Source organism: Pseudomonas arcuscaelestis (assembly GCF_016881005.1).
Lineage (GTDB): Bacteria > Pseudomonadota > Gammaproteobacteria > Pseudomonadales > Pseudomonadaceae > Aquipseudomonas > Aquipseudomonas arcuscaelestis.
Map to the genome: position 1 here is coordinate 1 of NZ_JACOPV010000016.1, position 17,336 is coordinate 17,336.

General features: G+C 59.6%; 13 protein-coding genes. 2 read left to right on the top strand and 11 right to left on the bottom strand.

Going from position 1 to position 17,336, the window contains the following annotated elements:
- Positions 1-299 precede the first annotated feature (299 nt).
- Complete coding sequence (locus tag H8F21_RS22750; RefSeq protein ID WP_203479694.1) at positions 300-605, bottom strand: hypothetical protein; 306 nt, start codon at positions 603-605, stop codon at positions 300-302.
- A 159-nt stretch (positions 606-764) separates the two neighbouring features.
- Here H8F21_RS22750 and H8F21_RS22755 point away from each other — a divergent pair, with 159 nt between their 5' ends.
- Together H8F21_RS22755 and H8F21_RS22760 are read left to right on the top strand one after the other, a co-directional pair.
- Positions 765-1,265 carry a sigma-70 family RNA polymerase sigma factor gene (locus H8F21_RS22755; protein WP_203543064.1) on the top strand — a complete coding sequence of 167 codons (501 nt, stop codon included), beginning with the start codon at positions 765-767 and terminating at the stop codon, positions 1,263-1,265.
- Complete coding sequence (locus H8F21_RS22760) at positions 1,262-2,209, top strand: FecR domain-containing protein (RefSeq protein WP_203585390.1); 948 nt, start codon at positions 1,262-1,264, stop codon at positions 2,207-2,209. The genes H8F21_RS22755 and H8F21_RS22760 overlap by 4 nt, the downstream gene beginning before the upstream one ends.
- Here the strand turns inward: H8F21_RS22760 and H8F21_RS22765 are convergent.
- From H8F21_RS22765 to H8F21_RS22810, 10 genes are all read right to left on the bottom strand, one after another.
- Positions 2,179-5,025: a M16 family metallopeptidase gene (locus H8F21_RS22765; RefSeq protein ID WP_203585391.1), complete on the bottom strand. Its 2,847-nt coding sequence runs from the start codon at positions 5,023-5,025 to the stop codon at positions 2,179-2,181. The genes H8F21_RS22760 and H8F21_RS22765 overlap by 31 nt on opposite strands.
- Positions 5,015-6,718, bottom strand: coding sequence for an ABC transporter ATP-binding protein/permease (locus H8F21_RS22770; RefSeq protein WP_203585392.1), 1,704 nt, complete (start codon positions 6,716-6,718; stop codon positions 5,015-5,017). The genes H8F21_RS22765 and H8F21_RS22770 overlap by 11 nt, the downstream gene beginning before the upstream one ends.
- A gap of 67 nt (positions 6,719-6,785) precedes the next feature.
- Positions 6,786-9,560, bottom strand: coding sequence for a TonB-dependent receptor (locus H8F21_RS22775; RefSeq protein WP_203585393.1), 2,775 nt, complete (start codon positions 9,558-9,560; stop codon positions 6,786-6,788).
- A 107-nt stretch (positions 9,561-9,667) separates the two neighbouring features.
- Positions 9,668-11,374 carry a SulP family inorganic anion transporter gene (locus H8F21_RS22780; RefSeq protein WP_203585394.1) on the bottom strand — a complete coding sequence of 569 codons (1,707 nt, stop codon included), beginning with the start codon at positions 11,372-11,374 and terminating at the stop codon, positions 9,668-9,670.
- Positions 11,375-11,506: 132 nt separating this feature from the next.
- Positions 11,507-12,046: a BRO-N domain-containing protein gene (locus H8F21_RS22785; RefSeq protein WP_136474941.1), complete on the bottom strand. Its 540-nt coding sequence runs from the start codon at positions 12,044-12,046 to the stop codon at positions 11,507-11,509.
- Positions 12,047-12,425: 379 nt separating this feature from the next.
- Positions 12,426-13,340 carry a LysR family transcriptional regulator gene (locus H8F21_RS22790; protein ID WP_203585395.1) on the bottom strand — a complete coding sequence of 305 codons (915 nt, stop codon included), beginning with the start codon at positions 13,338-13,340 and terminating at the stop codon, positions 12,426-12,428.
- Positions 13,341-13,404: 64 nt separating this feature from the next.
- A complete protein-coding gene (locus H8F21_RS22795) occupies positions 13,405-14,130 on the bottom strand; it encodes an SDR family NAD(P)-dependent oxidoreductase (protein ID WP_203479691.1) in 726 nt (241 codons plus the stop codon).
- A 14-nt stretch (positions 14,131-14,144) separates the two neighbouring features.
- The gene (locus tag H8F21_RS22800) at positions 14,145-15,068 is read right to left on the bottom strand and encodes an NAD-dependent epimerase/dehydratase family protein (RefSeq protein ID WP_203479690.1); all 924 of its coding nucleotides are present in this window, start codon (positions 15,066-15,068) and stop codon (positions 14,145-14,147) included.
- 11 nt (positions 15,069-15,079) lie between these two features.
- The gene (locus H8F21_RS22805; RefSeq protein ID WP_203543057.1) at positions 15,080-15,910 is read right to left on the bottom strand and encodes a polysaccharide deacetylase family protein; all 831 of its coding nucleotides are present in this window, start codon (positions 15,908-15,910) and stop codon (positions 15,080-15,082) included.
- Complete coding sequence (locus H8F21_RS22810) at positions 15,907-17,331, bottom strand: APC family permease (protein ID WP_203585396.1); 1,425 nt, start codon at positions 17,329-17,331, stop codon at positions 15,907-15,909. Before H8F21_RS22810 ends, H8F21_RS22805 begins: the two co-directional genes overlap by 4 nt.
- Positions 17,332-17,336: the final 5 nt, after the last annotated feature.

Here is a 17,336-nt window from a genome sequence, read left to right on the forward strand (position 1 = left end):
CTCAGTAGTGAAACGATGCATCGCCGATGGTAGTGTGGGGTTTCCCCATGTGAGAGTAGGTCATCGTCAAGATTAAATTCCGAAACCCCTATCTGCGCATGCAGGTAGGGGTTTTGTCTTTTCCGCGGTCGCAAGCCGCGTCAATGTGGCGGCTTGCGTGCCTCGCGATACCCATACCCATACGCACCGCAGTCGCAGGTCAAGTCTGCGCCCAGCGGTTGATATCGCTGGCGTTAAATCGACAAATCGATAGGCAAAAAAAACCACCCCGTTGGGAGTGGTTTTGGGCATCTGATTGCTTACACAAAAGCCTGCGGCGTTACGCCACGAGGCAGGCGGCAGCGATCAGGCTGTGCGGCCAGGCGTACACGCCAGTTGGCCTTGAAGCAGAACGCGCTCGCTGCAGCCTTTTTCACTAGGCTGGCTTGGCGCTGTTTGCGCAGCTCGGCCAATGAGGGGGTCGCGGTCTTGGCCGGCGCCTCTTGCGTTTTGACCAGAGAACGTTGGCACGACTTGCAATCGACTTTGTCGGTTTCAGAAGTGCTGCTGAGGTTATTGCCGTTGCGACCGCAAGCGACGGAGTCGCTGCTGGTTGAATAGTGCATTACCAAAACTGTACATCTCCACACATATGAACATAAGCCCCAGTATTTTCGCATAGTTGGCAGCGGATGCGGCGCTGTCGTCACTACGCTGCAGTTCAGCGTTTCAATCCTTTTGAATAATGATTATCATTAGCGATTATTCCTAATGTCTAAGTGATCATGCATACCAAGGATGTTGTCGTCAGCCTCTATCAGGATCACTGCGGCTGGCTCAAGGGGTGGTTGCAGCAGCGTCTGGGGTGTTCGAGCGACGCCGCCGACCTGGCGCATGACATCTTCGTCAAGGTGTTGCACAAGAACCTTGAGGAGGTGCGAGAGCCTCGGGCGTTTCTCAGGACCATTGCCCACGGCTTGATGGTCGACAAAGTACGCCGCAAGGAACTTGAGCGTGCGTACTTGATCACCATGCAGCAGATGCCTGAGGCACTGGCGGCTTCGCCTGAGTTGACCTGCTCGATTCTGCAGTCGTTGTATGCACTGGATCGCATGTTGAACAGTTTGCCGACCAAGGTGCGCCAGGCCTTCCTGCTGTGTCAGGTCGACGGTCTCAAATACGCTGAAGCCGCTGAACGACTTGGCGTTACGGTCAGCTCTATCAAAAAGTACATGCACACCGCGCTGCTGCGCTGCCTGGAACTGGAATTGGAGCTGGAGGCATGAGTGCGCTGCGCGACGATCGGCAAAGCCTGAGCGAGGCGCTGAACTGGCTTATTGAGTTGCGTGAAGCTCAACAAGGTGACCCTCGCTATAGCTCCTGGCAGGACTGGCTTGCGGCCAGTGGCCAGAATCGCCAGGCCTGGCAACGCGTCGAGACGCTCGGCCAACGGCTGTCAGGTAGCCAGGGTCGTTTACTGCTGCACTCCTTGCGAGCAACCCCTGCGCCGACTTCCCGTCGCGCCTTCGTCGGTAAGCTTTGCGTGTTGCTCGGCGGCGCGGGGGCTCTTGCCTACAGTGGACAGCGTCTGGCATGGCCGGAGCTGAGTGCTGGGTACCGCACCACCACTGGTGAGTTGCGCAACCTGGAGTTGAGCAATCACCTGCAATTGACCCTGAACACCGCCACAGCGCTGGATATAGACAGTGGCGGGCAGGGCACACGGATTGCATTGCTCAAAGGCGAGATCATGGTCGACTCGCGCCAGGTGGTGTCCGGCCCTATACAGGTGCAATTGTCCGAGGCGCGAGTGTGGGCTGACCGGGCACGTTTTTCGGTTCGTGCGCTGCAGGGTGAGTCGCCACGGGTGTGTGTCTACCAGGGGCAGTTACGCATCAACTTCGGCAACAAGGAGCAGCAGCTTGTCGGCGGCGAACAATTAGTGATTTCAACGCAGCAGACGCGCCGCGAAGATTTGCCGGTTGCCTCCGACGCCTGGACCCGTGGCTTGTTGATCAGTGACAGCATGTCCTTGGCATCCTTTATTCGGGAGCTGGACCGTTACCGTGGCGGGTGGCTGCACTGCGACCCGCAAGTCGCAGCGTTGCGTGTTTCCGGTGCCTTTGATCTGCGCCATCCCGAACAGGTCCTGGCCACGCTCGGCCAGGTTCTGCCGGTAAAAGTGCAATACCGCACCCGTTACTGGGCGACGGTGGTTCCCGCGGCTTGAAGGGCAGTGCTGGCTGGGGCCAGAACGAACAACTTGGGGTTATGCCCCAGCAGCTTCCTGCACAGGGCGTTGACGTGGGAAAGATCCAGCTCGCGTAAACGTTGCGGCGCATCGGCCAGGCTGTTGAAGTCGTCATCCACCATCGCCACCTGGACCAGGGCTTCGGTCCAATAGGCAGCGCTACGACGTTGCTGCGTCAGCTCGTTGAGCTGGGCCTGGCGGGCCTGGTCCAGCTCGTTCTGACTGACGCCTTGCTCGGCCAGCTGGCTCACGACCTTCTGCGCCTGTGCGGTCAAGGATTCGGCGCGTTCGGGGGCGGCGGTGAAGTTCAGCCGAGCCAGGTAGTAGGACGATGGCAAGCGTGTAAGCAGTTGGCTGAAACCGATGGCATAAACCCCGGATGCTTCTTCACGAATGGCCTGGCGCAAGCGCTGGTTGGCAACTTTGTCGACCAGGGCCAATGTCTGGACATTCAGGTCGCTCCATTGTGCAGGATTGCTATAGAGCAGGTTGACCATCGTCTTCGGGCTGCTGGACCACGGGTATGTGTGCTGCATGCTCTGCTGCAACGGCTGCACCCCAATGTCGCGCCAATGCACAGCTGCGCCTGCGACTGTAGGCAGGCTGGCCAGCCAGGTTCGTGACAGCTGCTGTACGTGCTCCATATCCACCGGACCGCTGATCACCAAGGTCATTCCTTGACGCACGGCGAACAGCTCGCTGTATACCTCGCGCAGTTGCGCGGCCTGGAAGGTGCGCCAAGGTCCCTGGGCATCGCTGACCAGGCGCTCGCCGTTGCTGTAAGCGGTGCGATTGATGGCATCCATGAAGCGTCGTTCGGCGGGCAAGCTGTCGAGGCTGGTGATGTAACGTTGGCGCATTTCTTCCAGGCGTTCACTGTCGAAACGGGGCGCCGAGAGTTTCAGACGCAGCAGCTTGAACAGGGTTTCCAACTGATCCGCAGGTGCCGTGCCGCGCATACCGTGAAACAGGCTTTCGCTGAACGGCTTCAGTTGCACCTGACTGGCCTGCCCCAGTCGTGCCAGTTGCAGTGCCGAGTACTCGCCGTAACCACTGCGCTCCGCCAGGCTAATGGACCAGTTGGAGAGACCGGCCTGATCGGTGGGCTCGACAGATGTCCCCCCGTACTGGCGCAACTCCAGGCGTACATTGTCCTGAAGGGCTGGATCGGCCTTGACGATCACTCTCAGCCCGTTGCTCAGGCGCCACTGCAGTGCAGCGACTGCTGGCAATGGCGACAGCTCGGTCACGCTTCCTGGCGCCGGTGTGGCAAGTTGCAGTTGTTGCATCCGCGCAGCGTAAGGAAAGGCCTCAGGCTGGCTAGCCAGAGCCTTCTGCCATAGTGCCGCCCAGTGCTGGTCGTTGTGCTGCTTGGCGTCGCTCTTGGGGCCTACCAGCGCCAGGCGCGGTGATGCCTCGGCCAATAGCTCGCTGACCGCTGCCTGCAGGTGCAAGGCGGTGATCTTCGGTAGCCAGGCCTGGGTAATTTGCAGTTGCTGACGCTTGTCATACAGCGGCATCTGGAACTCCACGGCCTGGGCCATGGTGTCGGCCAGCACCTGATTGCTATAACGCTGTTGGCCGCTAGCCTGGTTATCCAGCTTTTCCACCAGGCGCTGCTTGGCAGCGTCCAACTCCTGCGCAGAAACCGGTTGAGTGGCCATGCGTTGCAGTTCGGTGAACAACTGCTCGCTGGCCTGAGCGTAGTTAGGGTCACGCGGGTGCAGCACGATCCGGTATTGGCCACGGCGGGCGTCAAGCAATAGGGCGCGCTCGGCAACCCCCGCCTGGCTGAACATCCCTTGCTCCACCAGAAGGTCAAGGCGCTCGTCGAGTACGCTTAACCACAGGGCATCAATCAAATCACGCCATTGCCCATTCTGGCTGTCCAGCGCGGCCGGCAGGTTTCGCTGCAATACCAACTGCACAAGACGCTGTCCCTGTTCGGCATCAAACACCGAAGCCACGCGCAACGCCTTCGCGCCACGAAACTGTGCGGTGCTGGACGGTGCTGCAGTTCCGCGCGGTTGGGTGCCGAACAATGCATCGATGCGGCCACGTAGTTGAGCATCGTCGAAGCGCCCGACCAGCAGCAAGGTCATGCGCTGGGGTTGGTACCAGTCGCGGTAATACGCCTGTGCCTGCGCAAGGGGCGCATGACGAATGACGTCCAGGTCGCCGATGGGGTTGCGGTCCTGGTAGTCGCTGTCCTGGTAGAGCAAGTCATCGATGCGCTGATTGATGCGTTGCCCCACGCCTTGGCGTAGTCGCCACTCTTCGACGATTACCTCACGCTCGGCTTCGAACGCTGCCGGGTCGAAGCTCAGGTTCGCAGCCCAATCCGCCATCAGGCGCAATGCCAGGTCGGCATGTTCAGGAGCAGCGTCGGCCAGGGAGATTTTGTACAAGGTGCTGTTGAAGCTGGTGGCGGCGTTGATATCCGGTCCCAGGCTGATGCCCAAGCGTTCCAGTGCGGCCAGGCCGGCTTTGCCCGGAAAGTGTTGGCTACCCTTGAATGCCATGTGCTCGACGAAGTGCGACAACCCGCGCTGTTGCGGGCTTTCCTGCAGTGAACCGCTGGCTATCAACAGGCGCAGTTCCATGCCATCGGACTCGCGTGGTACCAACATCACCCGCATGCCGTTGGCCAGGTGGTACTCGCGTAGTTCAGGCCGCGTGGGTAGCGCATGATGGGGTTCGTTCGGTACAGGCGCGGGGTGCTGGGGCACAACTGCTGCGCCGCAGGCGGTCAGCAACAGCAGCGTACACAGCGTCAGAATGGGTCTAGCGTTCATGTGCAAAGCGTTCCTCGCAGGGGTAAGTCGCGGCGTTCAGGTCGATTACGTGGTCGGCCTGAAGCGCCAGATGAGGCTGATGGCTGACCAGCAGGATGGCGCTGCTGTGCAAGTGCCGGCGCAGCAGCGCCAGCAATGCGCTGGCGGCAGGTGGATCGAGCGCCGAGAAGGTTTCGTCGAGCAGCAACAGTGCAGGGTGGTTGAGCAGCAGGCGGGCGATTAACAGGCGCTGGCGTTCACCACCGGACAAACGCTGATACCAGTCAGCTCGGTGCGCCAACTGATCACGCCAGTGGCCCATGCCCACCTCATCCAGCGCCCAGTGCAATTGGCTGTCGCTGAACGCCCCCGTCAGGCGCGGATACGTCAGCAACTCGGTCAGTGTTCCGTCTCCCAGGTACGGGTCCTGAGGCATCCAGAACACCGCAGCCTGTATCAGCCATCGGCCTTGAAAGTGCGGCCAGAACCCGGCCAGGGTTCGCAGCAAGGTTGATTTCCCCAACCCCGAGCGTCCGCTCAGCAAGGTCAGGGTGCCAGGCTGCAAGCGCAGGGTCAGTGCGGGCAGCAACGGTGAGCCATCGCTGTGCTGGACCGACAGCTCGGCTTCCAGCAGTGCATTGCCTGAAGGTTTGGAGGCAACCATGGGCGCGTGCAACGGTGCATCCAGCATCACCACAAAGCCATGCAAGCGCTCGACACACGCGGCCCACGCGGCAATGTCGCGATAGGCGTAGATAAACCAGCTCAAGGCGCCAGCAACTTGACCGAAGGCCGACTGAATACGCATCAGCCCGCCCAGTTGTAGTTCACCTGATAAAAATTTGGGCAAGGCAAAGAAGAACGGCGCCAGCAGGGTGGCTTGTTGATAACCGACGGTGAAAAACGCCAGGTTGCGTTCTGCGCGCATCAGGCGGTACCAGTTGCCGATCACTTCAGCGAAACGTGAACGCAAGGCCTCGCGGTCATGTTCCTGGCCGTGATGCCCTGCAATCGCATCGGCGTGGCGACGGCGAAAGATCAGGGCGCTGCGGTAGTCCGCCTCACGCTGTTGCTGACCGACGTTCAGGCCTTGCAGCGCGCCACCGATCCAATGGGTCACGGCAATCCCGGCCAGGGTATAGGCCAGGCAGGTCCAGACCATGTAGCCCGGCAGGCGATAGGTTTCTCCTGCAAGACTGAATGTGAAGGCACCCGACAAGGTCCAGAGAATGCTGACGAACGAAACCAGCGTAACCAGCGAACGGATGAACGACAGCAGCAGCTTGAGCGAGTGCTCGACCATCAACCGCACATCATCGGCGATGCGCTGGTCGGGGTTGTCCGGCTCGCGGTCCTGTAGCTGCAGGCGATAGTGCTGGCCCTCTGCAGAAAGCCAGCGTGTGCACAAATGTTCTGTCAGCCAGTTACGCCAGCGAATATGCAGGTGCTTGCGCAGGTAGTCGGCATACACCACGACCAGAATCATCGCAGCAACCAGGCCGACAAAGCTGTACAGCAAGGGATAGAGCGCCTCGCCGTCGAGCGCTTGCAAGGCGTTGTAGAAGTCGCCGTTCCACTGATTCATGCGCACGCTGAACCACACGCCAAGCAGCGTCAGCGCAATCACTGTGGCCAGTAAAAACCAGGCGGGCCACGCCGAACGCGAGCGCCAGAAAGGGCCGGTGATGGCCCAGAATTGTCGAAGTCTTGTCATCAGGATCCACGGCCCGGTCTGGGCCGCTCCTCAAAAGAAGGAGGCGGCCCCGCAAGGCCGCGACGGCTCAGAAGTCGTACGTCATGCCCAACCACACCTGACGGCCAGGCTGATAGATCTTGTAGGTGCCGCCGTTCCACGACATGGTGTCGCTCTGGTTTTTGTTGTTGAGCACGTTGTTGACCTGGGCGTTAAAGCCCAGGCCATGGGCAAAGGCCGGCTTCCATTGCACGTTGGTGTCCCAGCGCCACAGTGAACCGATTCGCGCCGAGCTGTATTTACGTACGCGCAGATCACTGTCAGGCAGCGGGTAATAGCCGTCTACGCCGGTGTCGTGCTTGTACACCTGATCGCGGCTGCTTTCCCAGGTCACCCGGTTGAACAGGGTGATGCCGTAAGCCTGCCAATCGGCCTGCCAATCCACGTTGAGCTTCCAGGGGGCGTTGAAGTCGCTGGCCGGCAGGTCCTTGGCATTGATCACCTTGCCTTCGTACCAGACCTGGCTTGGGTCCAGCTTCATGGTCATATCAATGTCGCTGTAGCCCAGCTCCAGAGCGGTATCACTGCGGGTGCGCTGCCAGGCCAGCGCGGCGCTGAAACGGTGTTCTGCATGCAGGGCACGCCAAGGCTCGAGCATGCTGACGCTGAGGTAGACGTTGTCGCTGTCGGTCTTGCTGTCGTTGACGAATTCCTTGACGCTGCGCTCGTTGCTGGCGCGACTGTCCGGGTACTTGGGACGACTGCGCACTTCATCGCGGTGCTTGCGATTGACGTACTGCACGGCCCACAAACTGTTACCCCAGCGCTGATCCAGGCCGAGCATCAGCTCATCGCTGTAAGGCGTCTTCAGGTTGTCCAGGCCTTCATAGTCTGGCGTTGCGTCCCAGGTGCCGTCGCCGTTGTCAATCAGCGGGAAGCAATCGAAGTAACAGTGTTTGAGGCCACCGTTCTGCGCACCGTACAGGGCGTAGGTGAGCATGGAACTGCCGTAATAACGGTTGGCGCCAGCCTTGAGCACCGTAGCACCGTTGCCAAACGCGTCCAGGGACACCGACAACCGCGGCGCCAGATTGTTGCTGCCGATGAAGTCGTCGCGATCCATGCGCAGGCCTGGTCGAACGGTCAGGCGTCCCCAATCCATCTCGTCCTCGGCGAACAGGTGGTAGCTGGTGTAGCGGGTGCTTGCTGAGCCGGCAAAGAAGGCATCGATCTGACGCAGGTTGATGTATTCGCCGTACGCGTCGAAATTGGCCGCGTAATAGGTTTCCTCACGCTCGAACTCGGCATCCACCTGGTTGACGCCGGCACCGAGGGTGAAGCGATGTCCCAGCCCGGCGGCGAAGATGCGGTCGAAGGCAAACTGGCCGGACAGCTCCACGGTGTCCTGATAACTATTCAGGCTGCCGGGGCCGCCGTAGTTGTACGTAACGGGATTACGCCAGTCGCTGGAATCGATCAGGGATACTCGATGGTCAGTGTCACTGTCGCGAATATCGGTCAAGTGCCGGTAGCTGGCATTGAGCTCCATTTGCCCTAGTGAGGTCATGTGTTCGAGCTTGAGGATACTGGCCAGGCCATCATGGCTGTTCTGGTAGCCGGAGTTGGCCACCGTGTTCTGGAACATCTGCTCCTCGTAACCGGAGTACAGTACCGTCCAATGCACGGTGGTTTCCGGGGTGGCGTACCAACTGAATTTGCTCGACAGGTTGTCGGACTGGCGCCGTTGCAGGCGGTTGCTTGGCGGGTGATTGAAGCCAACGAGTGTATCGCCATCGATATCGAATCCCGGCCCGCCAAGGTCGCGCATGGGGATCTTCGAGTCCCGGCGCGAAGCGCTGACCACTACGCCGAGGTTCTCTGCCAGTTGGGTTTCGCCCCAGAAGCCGTAGTCACTTTTCTGGTAGCTGGGCTGGAAGCGCGAGGGGTGCGACATGCTGTTATTGGTGCTGTCGAAATCCAGGCTGTCGTCGGTGAAGGTTTTGTTCCAGTCGGCATCGGTGTGGCGGTAGTACAACTGGCCCGCCTGGCCACCGCGCCAGCTGCGCGATGTCGCCTCTACCACACCGCCGGTAAAGCCGCTGTAGCGGGCGGAAATGTTCGAGTCGTGAACTTCCAGGCTATCGATCAGGCGGCTATCCAGGTAGAACCCCTGTTCGCTGGAGGTGCCCGAGGCCATGGTTACGCCGTTGCCGGCATCGACCGGATCCAGGTCATTGTTCATACGCATGCCATCGAGGCTGAACAAGCCCTGATAGGGGCGTGAGCCGTGGATAGAGATCGAGTCGGGCTTGATTTCCCCTTGGCTCAAGCCGTTCTGGCTGCTGTTGGAGAACTGCACCACCGGGTGACTGCGCAGCAGGTCGGTAAGGTTGCTGTTGGCCTGGGGCCGATGTTCGATTTGCTCCGAGGTCAGCCGGAAGGGGTGAGCAAAGCGGTTTTCCTCCGCCATTTGCGGGCCGGTCACGGCAGTGCTGGGCAGGCGCACGCTGTCTTGCGACAAACCTTTTTGGGCCTTGATCAGGTAGCCGCCATCGACCGCTTCGTAGGTCAAACCAGTGCCCGCCAGCAGCAACTGCAACCCGGACATCGGGCTGAAATTGCCCTCCAATGGCTGCGCCTGCAGCTTGTCGACCAGACGCGCATCGAACGCCAGGCGGATGCCTGCGTGCTCGGCAAAACGAGCAAGGCTTAACCCCAATGGCCCGGCCGGCAGCGAAAAATAGCGTTTTTCAGCGGATTGTTCAGCGCTGCGCCCAGGTTCTTCGGCCTGCACCGCAGGCACTACAGCGAGCAACAATGAAGCACACAGCAAAGACGGGAGGTGGGGGTGATGACGGAACATCAATCGGGGATCCTATGCAGTCTCGATGCAACTCCACCGAAGTGGAAATCATTATCGATTGCTATGCCGATCCAGATTGAAAAAGGGACAATGCCCTGGGAAAAATTTTAGGGCGTCCAGTCCACCCCATGCTCTTCGAGATAAGAATCCACGGCAGCCCCAACCGTGGGTTGAAAAATGTCGGTGCCAATATGTTCCAGCACTTCCAGGCGCAGGAGTTTGTCTTTGACCGGGTCTTTCATTTCGGCAAAGCGCAGCTCGATGTTTGAAGCGCGCAGTGCCTGCTCCAACTCCACCAGCATATCCGCCGAGGTGACATCCACGCTGGTCACCGGCTCTGCGGCCACCACCACCCGGCGAACCTCGGTAGGGGATTTGGCGATGGCTTCCAGCACGCATTTTTGAAACAGTTCGGCGTTGGCAAAGAACAGCGGCGCATCCCAGCGAAACAGCACCAAACCGGGCACCAGGCGGGCCTTGGGGTAACGCGAAATATCGTGAAAGCCGCGAATCCCATCAACCCGGCCGAGCACGGTGTAGTGCGGGCGCCAGCCATCCCAAAGAAATTCAATGACTGCGATCACCACAGCCAGTCCGATACCCGGAACCGCCCCGAGCACCACGACGCCGACAAAGCAGGTGATTGAAAGCCAGAACTCCCAGCGCTGAATCCGATAGATCCGCTTCAAGTCCTTGAACTCGAAAAGGCCGATGGCGGCGGCGATCACCACGGCTGCGAGGGCGCTGTTGGGCAGGTGTTGCAACAGGTTGGGCGCAAACAGCAGCAACAGCGCCACGCCAATGGCGCCGACTACACCGGTTAATTGGGTGCGTGAGCCGGCCGCCTCGGCAACCGGCGTGCGCGAGGAACTGCTACTGATGGGAAAACCCTGGAACAGCCCGGTTGCCAGGTTAGCGATACCCAGGCCGACCATTTCCTGGTTCGGATCGACAGGTGTGCGGGTCCTGGCCGCGTATGTACGTGACAGCACACTGGTGTCGGCGAAAGACACCAATGCAACGGCGAAACCGCCGATCAGTACGGTGCTCAGGTCCGAGGCCTGCAGCCAGGGCACGGAAAAGTTGGGTAAGCCTTGGGGCATGGAACCCAACACCTTCACGCCATGGGTGGTATCGAGCCCAAGGCTGCCGACCACAAGGGTGGCGGCTACCACTGCAATCAAAATGCCGGGCAGGCGCTGGAAGCGAGCAAGCAGCAGAATCAACGCCAGCGTCGCGGCGCCTATAACGAAGCCAGCCCAATTGGCCTGACCTGCCAGCAGCGCTTCGTCGAGAGCCAGCATGTCGCGCAGCGGCCCGGTGCTCTGCACGGAGATGCCGAACAATTTTGGTGTCTGGCTGATCAGCACGGTGAAGGCGATGCCGTTCATGTAGCCGTAGCGAATGGGCTTGGACAACAGCTCAGTGATAAAGCCCAAACGCAGAAGACCGGCGCCGATACACACAAGCCCCGACACCAGTGCCATGGCGCTGGCAAGGGCGATGGCGCGCATGGGGTCACCACCGGAAAGCGGCAGTACCACGGCCAGGATAATCGCCGCCAATGCCGAGTCAGGTCCTATCACCAGAATGCGGCTTGGTCCGAACAGGGCGTAGGCCAGCAGCGGCACGATACTGGCGTACAGCCCGTAGATACCCGGTACCCCGGAGGCTTCGGCATAGGCGATACCCACCGGAACCAACATGGTCGTCAGCACCAATCCGGCGAGCAGGTCCTTGGGCAAGTCCGCGAAGTGATACGACCGTAGTACCTGTAGCCCGGGCAACCAGCGTCGCCAACCGCGTTCTTTCATGCACTGCTCCTTGCGTGGGATGGACGCGTTCAAGGATGGTTTAGCATGTTTTATGCGGCGCCAACCTGCAGAAATCAATAGGTGCCGGTGGACGTAATTACTTGTGCAGATACAGCTAATGGGGGACTTGGCTCAATCCCCAAACCTATGCAGCCGCAGCGCTCGTTGTGCACATTCGCGCCAACTTGATTTGCGTTTCACCGGTAGCACAATAGGCCCCTCTACTTTTAGCACCACGGGCACGTCGCGTAAGCGTATCCAAGGCTCGCTTTGCCAGTACAACAAGCTCGCGGTAGCCCCTCCCGGCCAGCGCATCAACCCCAGCCGCGGCAAATCGGTCTTCTCAGGTTCACGTCCATCACGCAGTACCGCTACCACTTCATGGGTTAGCCAGTGCCGCAGGTGGCGATTTTCCGGGATGTAATGATGAGCAAGCAGGGTATAGGCCCCGGATTCGCTAATCATGACCGTCGCTTGGTACTGGCCGTAGCGCAGCAGCTGCACTTTGCGATGTTGGTCGGGGTCGAGCTTGCGGATGCAGTGTTGGTCGAAAAAATGGCCTGTCATTCGACCCAGCTCAAGGGCGCAGAACCATGCCTGGGATTCGAGCCAGAGGACATGTAGAGGGCGGTTGTGGCGGTAGAACAGTATCGGTTCATGATGGTCAGTCACAGCTGACCTCCGATAGAGCGCTGAAGCAGAGTGCGCACGTCGGTAGGCATATACAAAACCCCTGCGTGATTACAGCCTTACTAAAGGCTGGGTGTCGGGAGCTAAGAAACCCCACGCAGAAGGCCGGACGTATTTCCCTTACGGGTCTTGTATTAGTCCACTCCCGACATATCAGAGTGTTTTGCGCGCAGCAGTAGACCACAGGCAAAAAAATGCCGCATCTGTCGGGAGCGGGCTAGCCGCTACGTGAGGCGTTTCTTAGGCGCCAATCCTTACGGTAAAACGGCGATGACCCCCGGTCAAATGCTCAGCTGTAGGCAATTTCCGAAACTAAAAATTGACCCTCCAGCCTCACCAGCGGGCATGCCCCAGGATGGCCTTATTCCGTCGGGGGCTGGCTGCTGTCTATCATCAACGCGGCCAGAAAACCGGCCAAGCCCGTCTGGATCTGAAGGCCTTGGCGGGTAATGCAGTGGAAGGCTGAAATGTAGGACAGTCGGTCCGCAAGAATGGGCCGCAACCGTCCCTGCTCAACCCAGGTTTGCGCATAGTGGGTGGGCAGATAGCCAATGTAGCTGCCCGAAAACAGCAGGAGGGCGATGGCTTCCATTGAAAAGGCGCTGATCATGTTGCGAAAGTGCAGCTCGTAGGGGCGGCGATTTTCGGCAACGTAGCCGCGATCCACGTAGTCCGAGGCGCTGATTTCGTCAATGGTCAACGACTCGTCAGGGCGATTGAAAAAGGGATGCTCGGCACTGCAGTAAAGGTTCTGTTCCTCATCGAACAGCGGCTTGTAGTCCAGCCCCGACAAGCGATGATGGAAGGCACCTATCGCCAGGTGCAAACGCTCCTCCAGCACTGCTTGCTCAAGTTCGTCCGGGCGCATTACATGCAACTGCAAGCGCACTCTGGGGTTACTTTTACGAAAGCGCGCAATTGCAAAGGGTAGAGGGCTGTTAGGCATCGTTGCCAGGCTGTCGACGGTGCCCAGTTGCAAATGCTCCTGGGAGCGCCCGTTGACTGCCACGGTTTTCTGCCGAAACCGTTCGATGTCGGCAAACAGCTCTTGCGCCGCAGTGTAGGTCGCCATGCCCTCGTCGGTAAGCTGGAAACCTGACTTGCCGCGCTTGCACAGCGAGTAGCCAACGCGAATCTCCAGGTCGCGGATAACCACACTCAATCGCGGCAGGCTCATGTTCAGACGAACTTGAGCCGCGGTAAAACCGCCGGCTTCGACAATGGTGCAGAAGGTGCGCAACATCCGCAGATCTACGTCGTTCAGATTTCCGAGCATGGCTTCCTCTTTTTTCAGGCATTTCTAGCGTGGTGGTATAGCGTCCCTTAAAGCGTTCGAGCGCTCAGCCATTCATCACCCCACCGCCATTCACACCCAACACCTGGCCTGTGGTGAAGCTTGCGTTGTTGGAGGCCAAGAATACAACGCTATTGGCAATCTCCTGTGCGCTGCCAAGCCGTTGCAAAGGATAGCGGGCGGCTTCCTCTTTGATATAGGCCGGCCCCAGGCGCTCGACCATCGGGGTGAGCGTTCCACCCGGGGCCACCGCATTCACGCGCACACCTTGCGGTGCCAACTCCCTCGCCAATGCCTTGGTAAAGGCGATGATTCCACCTTTGGCAGCGGAGTAATGGCAAAGGTTGGCGCAGCCAAGCTGGCCAAGGTCGGAGGCAATGTTAACGATGGCACCGCTGCCTTGGCGGGTCATCAGGCGCGCTGCTTGCTGGGAGAACAGGAAGGTCCCGTACAAATGCACGCGCAGCATTTTGTCCCACTGCTCGAACGACATTTGCGTGATCGGCGCTTCATTGAGAATGCCGGCGTTGTTCACCAGCACGTCCAGACGCTGCACGCCGCTGAAGGCCTGCTGTACCGTCGCCGGGGCTGAAACATCGCCCAGGGCGATTTGCACGCTGACACCCTTTTGCTCCAGTTCCTGTACCAACGACTCAAGTTCGTGGCTGAACGTCAGGTCGTTCAATATTGCGCTGTCCCCCGGTTCGGCCAGCGCCAGCGCGATAGCACGACCAATACCATTGGCAGCACCTGTCACAAGATACGATTTCATCGATCAGCTCCATTTCAGTAGGGGTGGTTTTCCAACCAGCGTGCGTAAGTAGCCAGGCCGTCACTCAGCAGAAATTCGGGGCGATATCCCAACTGCTCACAAGCGGCCGTAATGTCGAAGCGTGCGTTCTCATCCAGCACTTCGAGGGTGCCCGGACCAATATGGATGGCAGCATTGGGATAGAGCTGCCGCACACGGTTGGCTACATCGGCATAACGCTCCTGCTCGCCTGCAGTAACGTTGAAAACCCGTTGCTTGAGTTGCTGCTCATCGACAAAGGCTGCCAGCAGGCAGGATGCAGCCACATCGGCGACATGCACGTACTGCAGTCGATAATCGCCGCCGTACGGCTCTGTGAGCGGCTGCCCATCGATGGCTGCGCGCAGCAATTCCTTGAGGTAGCACTGCATGAATTGCCCAGGCCCGTAGATCCAGCCGGGGCGAAGCGAAACGACACTGACCTGATAAAGGTCGGAGTAGACCTGGCCAAGTTTTTCGGTGAACACCTTGGTGCAGCCGTAAGGGGTCGTTGGGTTCAGCGGCGCAGTTTCATCGATAACGCCAAGCGCCTGGTTGTGTCCGTAGGCGCATTCAGAGCTGAGGTTCACTACGCGGGGAATTTCGCACAGCCTGGCGGCCTCCAGCACATGGGTGGTACCCAGGGCGTTGGTCAGCACGGTTTGCAGTGGAATGCGCCGAGAATCTACCGGGTGCGAGATAGCGGCGGTATGAATAACCGCGTCAAAACGCTGCAATCTGCAGGTTTCGATCAGGCTGGCCAAGTCCAGCAGATCGCCTTGCCGATAGTGGAAGCCGGACGCATCGATGGCGCATAGCAAACTACGGTCGTAGCCTGTGACGCTGTGCCCTTGCTTGAGCAATTGGTGCACGACTTCTTGCCCAAGAAACCCGTTGGAGCCAGTTACCAGAACATTCATGGGACAACCTCTCAGTAAGGGTGGACGGGGAGTTCAAGCGCGCCTCGGCGCACCTGCTCGTATACGTCATCGGGTGTGCACCACCAGGCGTCGTCGTTCTGCTTGATGAGCTGGATCAGGCGTTCCAGCATCAGCAATCGTGAAGGCCTGCCAATCAGTTGCGGGTGCATGGTCAGAATGAAATGTCCGCCATAGGCGCGCATGCCTTCGAGCTCTGCGGTCCATAGGCTCAAGGCTTTGTCTGGTGCTTCGATTACTCCACCCACCGCAGGCTCGGCGGAGTAGGCGAACTGCTCCCAATCATCGAGCGCCCAACTGACCGGAAGCTCGAGAAGTTGCCCGGTGGCACCACCGACCAGATACGGACGGTCGTCACCCATCAGGCTGCTGTCACTTCTGAAACCAAGCTCGACCAGCGCCTCAATCACATCCGGCGTGATTTCCCAGACAGGCGCACGGTAGTGATGCACTTCGCGCCCGATGGTGCGCTCCAGCACCGCTTTGCTGTCTTTGAGAATCTGCAGGTTCTGTTCCGGCGTTTGCTCGTCTACCCGTTCATGGAAATAGCCGTGGCAACCGATGCTGTGGCCGGCCTCGGCGATGCCGCGAACCACGTTCGGGTCCCTTTGCGCCACCACTGCCGGAACATAGAACTGCGCGCGTATTTCATAGCGCTCCAGCAGCTCGAGAATCCTCGGCACGCCAACCCGGCGCCCGTATGCGCCCATGGAAAGTAATGTCAGGCGACGCCCTTCGAGGCTGGAGGAATCCCACGCGGTTTCTGCATCCAGGTCGAAACTCAAGGTGACGGCAAAGCGTTTGCGATCAGGCCACATGATCATGGGGAAACGATCCTCTGCGACAGCGCCTTGCGGCGCATGCGGTTGTAGACAAGCACGGCTGCGCCACTGGCGATGATCACCGCGCCGCAGTACCAGACGTGATAGAGATAGGCAGGGTCTGCAGGCTGGGCCCCTGCGGTGTAGGCGATGTAGGCCAGGGTCAGCAGGGCCAGGGCGGGCAGGCCCGACATGGCAAGTGCCTTGGTCCGTTGTTGCTCACGAAAGGTGGCGAAGATGAAGCACAGGAGCATGGTGCTGTAGGAGATCATCATGGTGATCGACACCACGTCGTAGTACCACTGCAGTTCGCTGATCGGTTTTGCCCAGATCATCGCCAGTGCGCACAAGGTACCGATCAGGGTGAGGCGCGCCGGCACGCGTCGCGTGTTGAGTTTCTCCAGTGCCGAGGGCAACTCGCCTTCGTGGCTCATGCGATAGCCGGCACGTACCCCGGCATTCAGCGAGATGTTCAAGCAATTGCATGCGGAGGTGATGATGACCAGGGTGGGCAACCACAGTAGCCACGAGGGCAAGTACAGCTGGGCAATACTGCCAATCGCCTGTGCGCTGTCGGCGAACATGCCTGCCAGCGTGCTTGCAGGCACAGCCATCTTCCAGCCAATGGCGGCGATCGAATAGATCACCAGCATGGCTGTCAGGGTCAGCAGGAACGAGCGCTGGATGGTTCGTACGGGCGTCTTCGCTTCCTCGATGAAATTGATCGAGGAGTCGAATTGGGCAAGCATCCACATGCCAAACAACATGCCCGGTCCGATTGCGGTCCAGAAGCTGTCGAGCGATGACGGCATGTAGGAGTTCAACACGCCGGCGCCAGGCACCTGCGGGTCGATGATGCCAGCCAGCCCAAGGCCCAGGAGTACGGCCAGCTCCAGCGCCAGGAGGCAGATAGCGACTTTTGCGGTCGCTTCCACCCCGCGCAGGTTGAGGACCATGAACACCACGATCAGCACGCTGGCCACCAGTTGCCCGGTGTACGGCGAGCCGTTGAGCCCTAGCAGGCTTTGGGTGTACTGCGCGCCCACCAGTGCACACATCGCTGTGACACTGAAGCACATGATCACGTAGGCCCAGCCAAGGATGATTGCCGCCCCGGGCGACAGGTAGCGTTTGCTGAAGACAAACACCCCGCCTGCCGCTGGCGCACGTCGCACCAGATAGATAAGACTGAAGGCAATCACCATCATCGGGAAGAAATAAGCCGCCAGAATCGACAGTGGAGCCAGTTCTCCCGACAGGGTGTACAGCAGGGGCATCGACGATACCCCTACCCATGCCGGTCCGTTGAAAGCCAGGGTATTGGCGCAGACATTCAGTGTGCTGAGCCGGCCTTTGGACAGGGTGGTATCGATTTCCCGAACCTCACCCTTGCGGTCGTAACCTATGAAGTCGCTGAAGCTCATGCTGG

What these genes read in the sequence shown, in the direction of transcription:
- H8F21_RS22750 (WP_203479694.1), bottom strand. Translation starts at nt 605, where the DNA reads ATGCACTATTCAACCAGCAGCGACTCCGTCGCTTGCGGTCGCAACGGC.
- H8F21_RS22755 (WP_203543064.1), top strand. Translation starts at nt 765, where the DNA reads ATGCATACCAAGGATGTTGTCGTCAGCCTCTATCAGGATCACTGCGGC.
- H8F21_RS22760 (WP_203585390.1), top strand. Translation starts at nt 1,262, where the DNA reads ATGAGTGCGCTGCGCGACGATCGGCAAAGCCTGAGCGAGGCGCTGAAC.
- H8F21_RS22765 (WP_203585391.1), bottom strand. Translation starts at nt 5,025, where the DNA reads ATGAACGCTAGACCCATTCTGACGCTGTGTACGCTGCTGTTGCTGACC.
- H8F21_RS22770 (WP_203585392.1), bottom strand. Translation starts at nt 6,718, where the DNA reads ATGACAAGACTTCGACAATTCTGGGCCATCACCGGCCCTTTCTGGCGC.
- H8F21_RS22775 (WP_203585393.1), bottom strand. Translation starts at nt 9,560, where the DNA reads ATGTTCCGTCATCACCCCCACCTCCCGTCTTTGCTGTGTGCTTCATTG.
- H8F21_RS22780 (WP_203585394.1), bottom strand. Translation starts at nt 11,374, where the DNA reads ATGAAAGAACGCGGTTGGCGACGCTGGTTGCCCGGGCTACAGGTACTA.
- H8F21_RS22790 (WP_203585395.1), bottom strand. Translation starts at nt 13,340, where the DNA reads ATGCTCGGAAATCTGAACGACGTAGATCTGCGGATGTTGCGCACCTTC.
- H8F21_RS22795 (WP_203479691.1), bottom strand. Translation starts at nt 14,130, where the DNA reads ATGAAATCGTATCTTGTGACAGGTGCTGCCAATGGTATTGGTCGTGCT.
- H8F21_RS22800 (WP_203479690.1), bottom strand. Translation starts at nt 15,068, where the DNA reads ATGAATGTTCTGGTAACTGGCTCCAACGGGTTTCTTGGGCAAGAAGTC.
- H8F21_RS22805 (WP_203543057.1), bottom strand. Translation starts at nt 15,910, where the DNA reads ATGATCATGTGGCCTGATCGCAAACGCTTTGCCGTCACCTTGAGTTTC.
- H8F21_RS22810 (WP_203585396.1), bottom strand. Translation starts at nt 17,331, where the DNA reads ATGAGCTTCAGCGACTTCATAGGTTACGACCGCAAGGGTGAGGTTCGG.